The sequence below is a fragment of the Enterovibrio baiacu genome (assembly GCF_004120195.1).
Classification (GTDB): Bacteria; Pseudomonadota; Gammaproteobacteria; order Enterobacterales; family Vibrionaceae; genus Enterovibrio; species Enterovibrio baiacui.
The window spans coordinates 74,286-88,155 of record NZ_SCHN01000009.1 but is presented as its reverse complement, the minus strand read 5'-3'; the positions used below and the strand labels follow the sequence as shown (position 1 = coordinate 88,155).

The window sequence follows — 13,870 nt, the reverse complement described above, 5'->3', positions numbered from 1 at the left end:
TATTCGCGTAAACCCCGACAGACTGCCTCTTTAAACGCGAAGGGGGCACTTCCATTAGCACATATGAATACACTCGTATAATCATATATTTAAGGTGTTTCTTATGATTGATACGCGACACAACATTGCGAAAACCGCCGACATATTGAATGCTTAACCTATTGGATAAATGTTGGAAATACCGTTTGCAGGTTGTATGTCACCTTTGTGATCACGTATCGAATGTGCCCGAGCTTGATGAGAATCAAGTGGCGGTTTGTCGCGTCTGTGGTGGGCATGTTGTGGAAGGCGCAAAACATGATGACGAAAAAGTCATCGCCTTCGCGACCACCGCCAGCATTCTCTTATTGTGCTCGTTATTGTTTGAACTGATCTCGTTTTCTCGCCAAGGCCTTGTCCAATCCATGGGGCTGATGGATGTGTCACTCGTGATGGTGAAACACCAATACGAACCGCTGGGCGCTTTAATGGCCGCCACCATAACAATGCTGCCTGCCAGTTTGCTGCTGTTTGCGTTTTTCCTGCATACCCCGCTACGCAAGCTCTTGCCGACGTCCCTGCAAATTTTCATGACCAAAGCGATTTTCTTTTGCAAAGATTGGAGCATGCCGGAAATATTTTTGGTGGCCGTGCTCGTCAGTTTAGTGAAAATCACCTCATTGGCCGACATTGGGATGGGACTGTCATTCTGGGCGTACATTGGCTTCGTGGTCTTCTTTTTGCTGACCATGCTCAACATTCATCGACAGAATTTGTGGGACACCATTTCCCACCATTCCAAATATCCCCAGTATCCCACCCGCGGACGCGCCATCGATTCAGACGTTGGTGGTTGTCACACCTGCGATTTAATCACCAAAGAATCAGAATGCCCACGCTGTCATAGTGCCGTCCATACGCGCAACCCTCAAAGTGTGCAGAAAACCTTAGCGTGGTTAGCAACGGCATTCATGTTGTATATCCCCGCGAATATCGCGCCGATTTTGATTACCGTTTTTCTTAACTCGCCTGAACCCTCAACCATCATCGGTGGTGTGGCTGTTCTTATCGAACACGGGTCTTACCCCATAGCCATCGTTATTTTCGTCGCGAGCGTGATGCTACCGCTCGCCAAAATGGCGGCGTTTGCGCTGTTCTGCTGGGTCGTCACCAAACAGAAAAACATCTGCCGCTTATCGTTTACGCAGATCTACATGATTGCAGAATTTTTAGGGAAATGGTCGATGATTGATGTGTATGTCGTCGCCGTTTTAGCCGCGCTGGTGCAACTCTCCGGCATGATGGAAATCGTGCCGGGCGTAGGCGCAGTGTATTTCTCACTGATGGTGATCGCCTCCATGATTGCGGCACACAGTTTTGACCCCAAGCTGCTCTGGGATTTAGAGCAGAAACACGCCGATAAGGAATAATATGGCAGAGGCAGATAACGCCGTCATCACACAGCGAAAAGGCATATCCAAAATCTGGATTGTGCCGCTGATGGCGCTGGTTTTAGGCATTTGGATGGTCTACGCCTATCTCGATGACAAAGGCACCATGATCACCATTGTGATGCCGAATGCGGAAGGTATTAGCCCTGGTAAAACCCAAATAAAAACACGCAGCGTACCCATTGGGTTGATCACTGAAGTTCACCTCACCGATGATCGACGCCAAGTGGAAGTCACCGCTGAGATTGAAAAGCGCTATGACGATCTTCTCACTAAAGATGCGCAAATTTGGGCGGTTCAGCCACGCATAGACCAATCGGGTATTAGTGGATTGGGCACATTACTTTCAGGTATCTACTTTGAATTTCGTCCTGGCAACGCACAAGAAAACAGTGATGAATTTACTGTGCTACCCGAGCCACCATTAGTGTCCATCAACCTCAAAGGGAAACGCTACGAATTGATCAGCTATAACGCAGATGCGATGGCGGTTGGCTCACCGGTTTACTTCAAAGGTTACAACGTAGGCACGATCGAAAAAGCTCAGTTCGATTGGCAACAGCAAGTGATGAACTATCAGGTTTTCATCCAAGACCCTTACCATAACCTCATCACACAGAAAACGCTGTTCTGGGTTGAAACTGGCTTAGAAATGGATTTGTCTGCTGATGGATTGAGTGTGCGCGCTGGCCCGCTGACAAAATTCGTGGATGGCGGCATCACGTTCGGTGTGCCTAATCGCGAAGACCCGGGTGCAATCGCCAAAGAAAACAGCCAGTTTGTTTTGAGCAAAAGCTACAGCGAGAGTTTGGAAGAGCGCTACCCTGACTATCAATACTATGTCGTGATGTTTGAACACTCGATACGCGGATTGCGCGCGGGTGCGCCCGTTGAATACCGCGGTGTGCGCATAGGCACCGTCGTTGAAGTGCCACTCAACGAAGGAAAAGACGGCATGCCGGTGCTTGTCACAGAGAACAACACTGACATTCCCGTGCTGATCAAAGTAGAGTTTGCGCGCATCAATGAAGATGTCGCGCTGGCCGAGAACTTCTGGCGCAAGAATATCGGTATTTGGCTGAAAAATGGCCTTCGCGCCTCCATGGAAACAGGCAGCCTGATAACGGGGGCGTTGTTCGTCAATGTGGACTTTTATCAACGCGACGAGAAGCCCTATGCGGCAACGTTTGGCGGCTATAACGTGATCCCAAGTACTGCGGATGGTTTTACCCAGCTTACGGACCAAATGTCAGGCTTCCTCAATAAGCTCAATGCGCTGGAAATCGAGAAAACCCTCGCCCGCATAGACGACACCTTGGCGTCTTTCTCGTCGCTCGCAGGCTCGACGGAAAAAATCGTCAGCAGCGCCAACATTGAAAGCGTGCCAAAAGAAATCACGGAGAGCTTGGAAGAACTACAAACCACGCTACAGAGTTATCAAAAAGGATCGCCGCTGTATAACGACATCCAGAACGCGATTCAATCCATGGAAGTACTGATGAAGCAAATTCAGCCGTTGGCGGAAGAACTCAGCGAACATCCAAACATACTGATTTTTGATAAACCTGATGAAGACGATGTGCAACCCAAAGCCCGAGGAAATGAATAATGATCATGAAACGCACCCTCGCAGGATTGGGACTCGCTGCGGCTCTCGCTGTGTTAAGTGGCTGCTCTGCGCAGACAGAACGCAAAGTGTCTTACTACCAGTTCGACATTGTGGCGGAAGACAAGGTGGTGACGACCCCAGCCTCGAAGCCTCAACTCATTGTCGAAAACGTAGACATGTATTCAGGGCTTAACGAACCCGGCATGGTACAACGGGTCGACAACTACCGCGCCCGCGCTGCAACCTGGCATCAGTGGGCGATTCTGCCTGCTGACATGTTGGAATCCGCCACGGCGAATTTGTTGTCGCAGCAGTTATCGGGTTGGTTGGTGCTGATCGAAAAAGACGGCGATATCCCGCAGTCTGCAGCCGCAGAAAAAGCCAGTTATGCCGTGAGACTTTTCGTCGAGCGCTTTAACGGCGGGCTGAATGGCGATGCAGAAGTGGTGGGAAGCTGGTCACTGTATGACGCTAATCAGCAACTGGTGATTAAAAACACCTTCAACAAATCAGTGCCATTAGAGCAAGACGGTTATGTCGGCCTGACGCAAGCGCTGCAAGCCGCGTGGGTTGAAGTGAGTGACGATATTGCGCGCTATGTGAAAACGCGCTGAACCTTCGCATTTTCGCCAAGTAGCAATCAACGCATTCCGCTTTCCTCAATAAAAAACGCGCCTTGTTGGCGCGTTTTTTTCGTCTTCTTTTAACGAGCGCTCGTTAACCGATAACGTCAGTCAAAGCGGGGGGCAACGTCCATTTGGTCAAAACAGAACGCGTATACATCCGCATTCAAATCCAGCACTTTATGGGTAGGCATCCCAGCGCCATGACCTGCGTTCACATCAATACGAATCAACACAGGGTTGTCACCAGCATGTTTGGCTTGAAGCTCAGCGATGAACTTGTAGGAATGCGCGGGAACAACACGGTCATCATGGTCAGCGGTAGTGACCAAGGTGGATGGATACGCCACCCCCTCTTTCACGTTGTGAACCGGCGAATAGCCCAGTAGATACTCGAACATGTCTTGGCTTTGTGCCGACGTACCAAAGTCATAGGCCCAGCCCTCGCCCGAGGTGAAGGTGTGGTAACGCAGCATGTCGAGCACGCCAACGGCAGGGAGCGCGACGCGGAACAGTTCAGGTCGCTGCGTCATGCATGCACCCACCAACAAACCACCGTTTGAGCCACCACGGATCGCGAGTTTATCGGGCGATGTGTATTTCGCGTCAATCAGGTATTCAGCTGCTGCGATGAAATCATCAAACACATTCTGCTTTTGCTGCTGTGTGCCTGCATCGTGCCAGGCTTTCCCATATTCGCCGCCACCACGAAGGTTCGCCACCGCATAGATGCCGCCAAGCTCAATCCATGTCGCCACATTGGGGTTGAAGGCAGGCTCAAGGCTGATATTGAAACCGCCATAGCCATACAAGATCGTCGGGTGACTGCCATCTAGCGTAATGCCTTTACGGTAGCAAATGGTCATCGGCACTTTCGTGCCATCTTTGGAGGTATAAAACACCTGCTTAGATTCCAACTTAGCGCTGTCGATGACACATTCACTCTTGCGGAACAGAGTGACATCACCATTTTCAGGATCGTAACGATAGATGGCACTGGCCGTGGTGTAGTTGGTAAAGCTGAAGAATAAATCCGTGTCTTGTGCGCGCGCACTGAAGCCCGACGCGCTGCCGATATCAGGGAGCTGGATGTCCCGTACTTTCTCGCCAGAAAGGCGATATTGGGTTACTTGGGTTTGCACATCAACCAAGTAACTGACAAACAAATACCCACACCCTGTGCCAATGCTGAGTTCATGCTCGGTTTCAGGGATCAAATCTTGCCAGTGTGCTTGTGTCGGCGTGGCGGCATCGACTGAGACGATACGTCCCATCGGTGCGTCGAGGTTGGTGTATAGAATCAGTGTGCCGTCGTGATGCTCAATCACGTCGCTGTCGAACGAATCATCCTGCGTTAAACAGGTTAATGGCGTGCCCGCGTTTAGGTCTTGCACATAAAGCATGTTACCCGACGTGGCATTCGCACCGCTGATCACCAAGAAGCGATCATCTTCCGTCATGTAGCCGCCAACATAGCGGTATTGCGGGTCACCTTCGCCACCAAAGACCAATTCATCATCACATTGCGCTGTGCCAATGCGGTGGAAATAGAGTTTATGGTGTTCAGTACGTGCTGACAGTTCGCTGCCTTCTGGCTTGTCGTAGGTCGAGTAGTAAAAGCCTTCGCTGCCTCGCCATGAGATACCTGAAAACTTCACGTTCTCGATGGCGTCACCCAGTGCGTTGCCCGACGCTGCATCAATCACATACACGGTGCGCCAATCACTGCCGCCTTCAGAGGTTGAGTACGCCACCAGCGAATCATCACGAGAAAACTGCAAACGATCGAGCGACGTAGTGCCTTCGCCACTCCAGGTGTTAGGGTCAAGAAACACCTCAGGTTCAGCCGCATCTGTGTTGTCACTGTGTGTTTTTGAACGGTAAAGAATCGCATGATCTTGCAAGCCGTCATTGCGATAGAAATAGGTGTAATCGCCACGCACGAACGGGCTCGATTGCTTCACGTAGTTGTTCGCGTGGATCAAGCGCGAGCGAATTTCATCACGGCATGCGATCGCGCGAAGGTAGTCAAAGGTCACCGCGTTTTGGGCATCGACCCAATCGGCTGTTTCATCGCTTAAATCATCTTCTAGCCAGCGATAGGGATCTGGAATGGGGGTGGAAAAGTAGGTGTCTACGGTGTCGTCTTTGCGAGTTTGGGGATAGCGGAACATGTGTCACTCCGTGCTGACATTATGTTTTTCATCATAACGAAAGGCGCGACTCTCTGCCTAAGTTTCTGCCCGTGTTTCGTCCCTTTTGCCGCGTTGTGATACGGCAAGAATACCAAGGGCGGACCGCAGAAAATCAATACACTTTGCAGGGAAAAGAAACTCGTGATAAATTCGCGAAATTGACGGCGAGTGCCGACACATTCAACATCCATGACGCAACACAACCAGGAGGAACAAAATGATTGTAGTAATGACCCACCCGGCAGGAACCGTACGCTAAATAGCGCTTTTAAAACGCTCGGTAAAACCACGTTTACGCGACAGCGACACCCTTCCTTTGCCCGGTGAATTTCGACCGGGGTCTTTCCAAATTGATTCGACCCTACAACACTCTGTTACTCAAACACACAGAGCCATTCTCTGTGCGTAGGGAAAAGCAATGACACCTTTTAAAACATTGAGCCAACTTGGCTGGCAACCTGTATTTCAACAACAACTGACACTAGAAGATTACGAAAATCGTCGTATCGCCAGAATTGCAGAACATCACCGTAGTCACTATGTATTGATCAGTGAATCGGGCAGCGAATTGCTTGAGATCCGCCCCTCGTTTCCCAGTATGACGGTCGGCGATTGGCTTTTATTGGATGATGACGGCCAATTCATTCGCCAGCTTGAACGCCAATCTTTGTTTGCGCGTAAAGGCGCAGGCACCAAAGTGATTGAACAGTTGATTGCCGCCAACATCGACACCGCATTTGTGGTGTGCGCCTTGGATCATGATTTCAATCTAAACCGCATTGAACGCTACTTAACCTTGTGTGCCGACGCATCCGTTGAACCCGTGGTGGTCTTAACCAAGCGTGACCTAGCCGAAAGCAGCCTTGATGCGGACGGCAACCCGTTTGATCTGAATGACACCCTTCGTTCTGTCGAAGCATTAGCGCCATTTTTGGCCGTTGAAGCGGTCAACGCCCTCGACGAACAGACCACAAACGCCCTTAGCCCTTGGCTAAAACCGGGGAAAACGCTGGTCGTGATGGGTTCATCTGGCGTAGGAAAATCTACCTTGGTGAACACCTTGTTAGGTGATGTTGTGCAAGCAACTGGCGGCATTCGCGAAAGTGATAGCAAAGGTCGCCACACCACAACAGCAAGAAGCCTGCACTGTTTGCCTTCTGGCGCAGTGTTGTTAGATACACCGGGAATGCGAGAGCTAAAAATCTTCGACAGCGAAGACGGCCTCAATACCTTGTTTTCCGACATCAAGGCGCTGGAATCACAATGTCGATTCAGCGATTGCCAACACGGTAACGAGCCGGGCTGTGCCATTCGTGACGCCTTGGCATCAGGCAGCATCGACGAACGTCGGCTCAACAACTACATCAAGCTGCAAAGTGAAGACGCGAGAAACTCAGCAACCATGGCGCAAAAGCGCGCAAAGGATAAAGCCTTCACCAAAATGGTGAACACGGTGCAATCCAGCCATCGCCATATGAAGAAAGGGTTCTAACACCCTAAAACATGATGTTTCTAATAAAACGATAAGGAAGATGTGCTGGCACGCTACTAGCGGGTTGTCCCTCGTGCGCTCGAGTGGGAAGCTGGCATTCTCGATAGCCTGAGTGGCACCCACTATCGCGACCTGATCAAAGTGCTGGAAGCATTGCAGCGTCACGCGCAAGAAATACACACCTCAAAATAACAAGCCTTGGCATGGACCCGCTTTAAATAGCGGCGTCCATCGCCTACGCTTTTTATATCTTAATCAACGCATTGTTTAATCTTTAGAACACATGCCGCTCACGAATTTCGATAGAGTAGTCACGCGCTATCCTCAGCAAAAGCTGGGTGATGGAACCGCAAGGATGGCGCTTCATCGAATTACTAACAGGGACTCACTATGGACATGCTAGCAGGGCTACTTTCCGGCCTTCCTAACTTTCTGATCTACTTCGCGACCTCAATTGCCTTCGTTCTCATTTTCAAATTTATCTATGTGCGCATCACGCCGTACGATGAATGGTCGTTGATCAAAGATGACAAAAGCGTGACTGCAGCTGTTGCGCTGGGCGGCGCATTTTTAGGTTACTGTCTCGCCATTGCAGGGGCGGCGCAGAACTCCGTCAACATCATCGATTTCATGGTGTGGGGTGTGATTGCCATGGTCGCGCAGTTCATTGCTTTCGCGATCGTGCGCTTTTTGCTGCTTAAAGAGCTGACCAAGCGCATCGAAAACGACGAATTGCCTGCCGGTATCGTGTTAGCAGTTGTCTCTGTGTCCATTGGCATTTTGAATGCCGCGTGTCTGACCTATTAATTCGGGAGAGACACCATGACGCAGCAAAATACCGAGCAACATGCTAACCGCCCAAAACGAAGCAGCAACGTTAAACGTTCAGCCATGAACAAGGCCGCGAAAGTGATCCCTTTTGCCTTCGTGGGTGGCATTTCTGGGTGTTTTTTCGAACCTGAAACCGAAGGCTTTGTGTTCGAAAACCCACGCCAATGTGGGAATTCATTTCCTGAACAAATGGAAGAGTGTGAAATCGCGTATCAAGAAGCCTTACGCGATGCCGCTGAATCTGCGCCGCGTTATTACAATCAACAAGAATGTGAAATGGACTTCTTGGACGGTTGTCAGCGCTACTCATCGTTTTTCATTCCTGCGTTAGCGGGGTATTTTTTCGCTCGCGGGTTGGATGACGATTACTTCAAGCGCAAGAAAAAACGCTACTACTCACAACCGCTTTATCGTTACCGCGGCAAGTTCTTTTCTGGCGATGGAAAATCCTATGGCAATGTGGCGAACAAGGCGGTGAACGTCAGTTCAAGCACGATTAACCGTAAAGGCGGTACCGTCGGTCAAGTGATGTCACGTGGCGGCTTCGGTAAATCCGTGTCATCGTCATCACGCTCATCGAGCCGAGGCGGATAACACATGTTCCGTCGGGATATCTCTGAACGTCCGCATTGGCGTGAACTCGCCAAGAAGTATGGGTTTGGTTTTCACTCCATGTATGACGCCCCTTATTGGGACGAAACGGCGTATTACCAATTTAACCTCAAGCAAATTGAGGAAGATTTAGAGAAACCGACGGAAGAAATCCACCAAATGTGTTTAGACGTGGTGGAAAAAGTGGTGCGAGACGATGCGTTATTACAGCGTTTTGGCATCCCTGAAAACATGTGGGATTTGGTCGCAAACTCTTGGCGTCGACGCGATCCTTCGCTGTATGCTCGCCTTGATTTTGCGTATGACGGCGTCAACCCAGCCAAACTCTATGAGAACAACGCAGATACGCCCACTTCTCTCTTCGAGACTGGTTTTTGGCAATGGGTGTGGTTAGAAGATGTGGTAGACAGTGGCCGCATTCATCGAAACGCCGATCAGTTCAATATCTTGCAAGACTTCATCATCGAACGCTTTGCCGATCTTGCGCGTCGACAACCGGGGCAAACGCTGCATTTCAGTTGCTGCAAAGACACGGAAGAAGACAGAGCCACGGTGCAATACCTTGAAGATTGCGCCATTGAGGCAGGGTTGCACACGGCCTTTGTATTTGTGGAAGACATTGGCATTAATACCCATGGTGAATTTATCGACCTCGGCGATCGCCCCATCCGTTGGATGTTTAAGCTCTACCCTTGGGAGTTTATGTTTGACGAGGAATACGCCACGCACCTGAAAACGTCTACCGTCAATTGGTTAGAGCCTATGTGGAAGTCAGTGCTTTCCAACAAAGCCCTGCTGCCCATGCTTTGGCAAATGCAACCAAACCACCCGAATTTGCTGCCTGCCTATTTTGCTGACGACCCAAAGGCCTCGTCATTAACCGACTTCGTGATCAAGCCTTTGTTCTCACGCGAAGGCGCAAACATCGAAATCATCCGAGACGGCAAGTCGTTCGTCAAAACTGACGGCCCTTACGCATCAACACAGGCGATTGTTCAACAATACCAGCCGCTCCCTAAGTTTGGGGACAGCTACACCTTAATCGGCAGTTGGCTCGTCAACGATCGCGCTGCCGGCATTTCCATTCGCGAAGATGCCAGTTTGATCACCCAAGACGTTGCGCGATATATCCCACACATCATTCTTTAGCTTTCGTGCTTCAACTTTTCTTCTTTTCTTCTTTTAATTGCCCCTTCACCGCACAAGCATAAGGTGTTGATTTATTAGGATTGGCACGCCTTCTCTTTTTTTAATCGCCTATCTTTTAAAAATAAATGTCCCCGTTTGGTCACCCTCAAACGTTGTCTATACGAGACCAAATCTCACAACAACGATTCATGATATGGAGAGACAAAGATGAAAGAGTTTATGTTTATCTACCAAGGTGGTGACCCAGATTGGATGAAGAATACTTCTTCTGAAGAAATGGCTGCGGTGATGAAGTGCTGGGAAGACTGGATGACCAAACTGCAGGAAGCAGGGGAGCTTGTGACTGGGGGTTCACCGCTGCATTTTGATGGCAAACGTGTCACGCCTGATATGGTCGTGACGGATATTGCTGCCGCCGAATTCAAAGAACTCGTCAGTGGCTATTCCATTGTTCGTGCAGCAAGCTTAGAAGCGGCAGCCGAGCTTGGAAAAACCTGTCCGATTTTCCGATCGCCCGGCGTATCTTTAGAAATCCGTGAAGTGGCGCAAATGGGCTAAAAGCTAATCCGTTAACATCCGTCAGTTAACATCCCTCTGTTAACTGGCGAGGAGGCGTTCAATTTGAGCAAGCATAAGTTGCTGCTCTTGTTGAGTGCCTCCTCTTTTTTGTGCTTCTTCAGCTAATTGATATGCCTTTGCTCTGTTACCTGATTTAGCGTGAATGTGAGCCAAAATAGCGAACGGCAAATGGGAATGTTCCATGCCATGCTTTGCTTGAATGGCCGCAACACGTTGAAGCGCCCGCTTTTCTTGCCCTTGATAGGCGATCGCGATGGCTTGATTAAGTTTGGCGACTGGCGATGCAGACACATCAATAAGCCGCGCATAGTAAGCCTCAACCTTCTTCCAGTTGGTCAATTCAAACGTCTCTGCGATACAGTGCTCTTGAGCAATCAATGCTTCACAGCAAAAGCGCCCAGCATCTTGCAATGTCTCTGGCATATTCAGCGTAGCAAGCGTGATGAATTGCTGGCCCATGCGCACAGTGTCTCGTTCCCACAACCCACGTTCTTGCAAATCCAAAGGAACAGGATTGCCATTCGCATCCGTTCTTGCGACGAGGCGCGCCATGTGAAAATGCATCAGCGCATACAAGGCCAAGGTCTCTCGATTGGCAATGTGCGGCGCTTCCACCAGCATACCCACCAATGCCATTGCTTCTCGGCAGAAGTCGATATCAATGGCTTTCTTACCATCAGAGCAATACACGCCTTCGTTGAACAAGAGATACAAAGACACATGAACCGTATCCAGCGCTTGCTCAATGTGCGCGGGCGAAGGCTGTTTAAAGGGGGATTGTTTAAGCTGATTTCGAGTGCGATGCAGGCGCTTTTTAATGGTTTCTTCAGGCACCAACAGCGCACGGGAAATGGCCGACAGGCTAAAACCACACAAGAGTTTCAAGATCAAAGGCAGTTGATTTTCTGGCTTGAGGTGAGGGTGACAACACCAGAAAATCATTCGAAGCGTGTCATCTTTGATCGCCTCTTCACTGAATTCTCGTTCCATGGTGCGAGTAAGTGTCCACTCACTTTCGAGGAATTGGGATAGGTCGTCGGCAAAGCGGTGTTTGTTCTTGTTCGCGCGGATCACGTCAATGGCATGGTTCTTCGCAGTTTGCATCAACCAGCCTCCGGGATTTTCCGGCTCGCCATGCACTTTCCAATGCTTCAATGCTTTACCAAAAGCTTCTTGCATGGTGTCTTCTGCCAACTCGATATTCTCGACACCAAAGATACGCGTTAACGCCGCCAGCACCTTGGCGGACTCTGCGCGATAAAGTCGATCAATGCGGTTTAACAGCTCTGGCATTCCCACTCCTTGCCTGCCTCCTATCAGGTATAGCGCATCACCCGGTGAGAAGCAGCTCCCTAATGGCTTATGCCCATGATTCGTTCAGTTTTACTCTTGTTTGATACAGGTTTCGCCGATCAGAAAACGGCTCCTGAGAGCCGTTTTTTAATTTGCCTGATCCACGACAAAAATCGTTACGATTCTTGCGGTGTCGGCACCATTGGATAGCGCAGGCCAGCCATGTGCTCAATGCAATGAATCACCTGACAGCTGTAACCAAACTCATTGTCGTACCAGATATACAGTACACAACGGTTGCCATCCGCGATGGTGGCTTCGCTGTCCACCACACCCGCATAGCGAGAACCAACAATGTCCGATGACACGATTTCTGTCGATTGCGTGTAATCAACTTGACCCGCCAGCGGTGACACGAGCGCCGTATCACGTAAAAAGGCATTAAGAGACTCACGTTCTACATCGGCGCCAAGGTTAAGGTTGGCAATCGCCATCGACACATTTGGGGTTGGTACACGAATGGAGTTGCCCGTGAGCTTGCCTTTCAGTGCAGGCAACGCTTTCGCAACCGCGGTTGCAGCACCGGTGGACGTTAATACCATGTTCAATGAGGCAGCGCGACCACGGCGATCGCCGTGATGGAAGTTATCAATCAGGTTTTGGTCATTGGTGAACGAGTGCACCGTTTCGATATGCCCTGACTCTACGCCGTAGCGATCATGCATCGCTTTAAGCACAGGCGTGATGGCATTCGTGGTACAACTCGCTGCAGAAATGATGGTGTCAGCATCGTCAATGTCGTCTTGGTTAACGCCGTAGACGATATTCTTAATGTCACCTTTACCCGGAGCAGTCAGCAACACTTTACCTGCGCCTTTCGCCGTGAGGTGCTGGCCGAGTCCCTCAGTGTCACGCCACATGCCCGTGTTATCGACCACCACGGCGTTTTCGATGCCGTACGCCGTGTAATCAACCTCTGAAGGGTGATTGGCGTAAATCACTTGGATGTAGTTGCCGTTCACAATCAGGGCATTTCGCGCTTCATCAACAAGGATGGAACCATTGAAAGGGCCATGTACGGAATCGCGACGCAGCAAGCTCGCACGTTTTTCCAAATCGCCGTCACGTCCGCCACGTACAACAATGGCACGTAAGCGAAGCGGGTAACCCGGGCCACTTTTTTCGATCATAAGACGCATTACAAGGCGTCCTATACGGCCAAAACCATAAAGCACAACATCTCTTGGTGCGTCTAATGCATTGCCCTTTGGCAAGTCTGCGACGGCACTTGCAAGAAAACCTTCTAGCGCTGCATCATCGTCGTGCTCGCCCCAGTAAAGGCTGGCAAGGCGACCGAGATCGATACGGCATGGCGGTAAATCCATGGTAGAGAGGGCTTGAAGCAGCGGTAAGGTGTGTTCTGTGGTGACTTCTTGACCGGTGTACCAGCGCGCAACACGATGTGCTTTGACGACATCAATGGTGCTTGCGGTGACCATTGCGCGGCCATAAATGTGAATGTCGACGCCTTTTTCTCGGTACAGTTTTCCGATTAACGGATACATGGATTCGGCGTCAGTTTGACTTTGTTGCCATTGGGTAAGGTACTGTTCTGGACTCATTGTTACTTTCTATGCCTTTTAACTAATACGTGAAAAGAAGAACAACTAAGGGTGATTATTATTATTTTGGTCGTGAGTCTAACGAGCGAACAATTATTAACCAAACAAAAATAACATGCCTTCAATGTCATACGATTCAATCAGTTAAAACGCAGAGTGATGAATTATTACTGTCTTATTTCTTCCTCATCGCATGTGCCACAAAAATTGATTGAAAGTTTACTACTTCCCACCCAATTCAATCTGACTTGTTGTCACTTTTTAATCGTTAGGAATTAAGTGCCCCCCCCGCTTTCCCGAAAACATTTTGGTGATCTCCCTCGAAAGAAAAGTGTCATTTCATTGCATTAATAGCGCAATATTTTCGTTATACATCTAATCATTTTCGATTTTTCGGATGGAAAATTACACCCATATATAACAATAAGATACAAA

General features: G+C 49.6%; 11 protein-coding genes. 8 read left to right on the top strand and 3 right to left on the bottom strand.

The window, feature by feature from the left end; genetic code table 11:
- Nucleotides 1-149 precede the first annotated feature (149 nt).
- The 3 genes from EQP46_RS09875 to EQP46_RS09865 are packed head-to-tail and all read left to right on the top strand — an operon-like array spanning nt 150 to nt 3,653.
- Nucleotides 150-1,409 carry a PqiA/YebS family transporter subunit gene (locus EQP46_RS09875; protein ID WP_129493485.1) on the top strand — a complete coding sequence of 420 codons (1,260 nt, stop codon included), beginning with the start codon at nt 150-152 and terminating at the stop codon, nt 1,407-1,409.
- 1 nt (nt 1,410) lies between these two features.
- Nucleotides 1,411-3,039, top strand: coding sequence for an intermembrane transport protein PqiB (pqiB, locus tag EQP46_RS09870; protein WP_129493484.1), 1,629 nt, complete (start codon nt 1,411-1,413; stop codon nt 3,037-3,039).
- A complete protein-coding gene (locus EQP46_RS09865; protein WP_129493483.1) occupies nt 3,039-3,653 on the top strand; it encodes a PqiC family protein in 615 nt (204 codons plus the stop codon). Before pqiB ends, EQP46_RS09865 begins: the two co-directional genes overlap by 1 nt.
- A gap of 116 nt (nt 3,654-3,769) precedes the next feature.
- Here the strand turns inward: EQP46_RS09865 and EQP46_RS09860 are convergent, their stop codons facing one another.
- Complete coding sequence (locus tag EQP46_RS09860) at nt 3,770-5,836, bottom strand: prolyl oligopeptidase family serine peptidase (RefSeq protein WP_129493482.1); 2,067 nt, start codon at nt 5,834-5,836, stop codon at nt 3,770-3,772.
- Nucleotides 5,837-6,275: 439 nt separating this feature from the next.
- Between EQP46_RS09860 and rsgA the strand changes: the two genes are divergently transcribed.
- The 5 genes from rsgA (at nt 6,276) to EQP46_RS09835 (ending at nt 10,499) form a co-directional block, all read left to right on the top strand.
- A complete protein-coding gene (rsgA, locus tag EQP46_RS09855) occupies nt 6,276-7,349 on the top strand; it encodes a ribosome small subunit-dependent GTPase A (protein WP_129493481.1) in 1,074 nt (357 codons plus the stop codon).
- A 390-nt stretch (nt 7,350-7,739) separates the two neighbouring features.
- On the top strand, nt 7,740-8,156 hold the full coding sequence (locus EQP46_RS09850) for a DUF350 domain-containing protein (RefSeq protein WP_017010279.1): 417 nt from the start codon (nt 7,740-7,742) through the stop codon (nt 8,154-8,156).
- A gap of 15 nt (nt 8,157-8,171) precedes the next feature.
- Nucleotides 8,172-8,774, top strand: coding sequence for a DUF1190 domain-containing protein (locus EQP46_RS09845; protein ID WP_129493480.1), 603 nt, complete (start codon nt 8,172-8,174; stop codon nt 8,772-8,774).
- A gap of 3 nt (nt 8,775-8,777) precedes the next feature.
- Nucleotides 8,778-9,941, top strand: a complete 1,164-nt coding sequence (locus EQP46_RS09840; RefSeq protein WP_129493479.1) for a glutathionylspermidine synthase family protein — start codon at nt 8,778-8,780, stop codon at nt 9,939-9,941.
- Nucleotides 9,942-10,148: 207 nt separating this feature from the next.
- Nucleotides 10,149-10,499: a YciI family protein gene (locus EQP46_RS09835; RefSeq protein WP_129493478.1), complete on the top strand. Its 351-nt coding sequence runs from the start codon at nt 10,149-10,151 to the stop codon at nt 10,497-10,499.
- A 39-nt stretch (nt 10,500-10,538) separates the two neighbouring features.
- Here EQP46_RS09835 and EQP46_RS09830 read toward each other — a convergent pair whose 3' ends face one another.
- Together EQP46_RS09830 and EQP46_RS09825 are read right to left on the bottom strand one after the other, a co-directional pair.
- Nucleotides 10,539-11,813: an RNA polymerase sigma factor gene (locus EQP46_RS09830; protein ID WP_129493477.1), complete on the bottom strand. Its 1,275-nt coding sequence runs from the start codon at nt 11,811-11,813 to the stop codon at nt 10,539-10,541.
- Nucleotides 11,814-11,989: 176 nt separating this feature from the next.
- Entirely contained in the window at nt 11,990-13,435 is a 1,446-nt protein-coding gene (locus EQP46_RS09825) for a glyceraldehyde-3-phosphate dehydrogenase (RefSeq protein ID WP_129493476.1), read from the bottom strand.
- Nucleotides 13,436-13,870: the final 435 nt, after the last annotated feature.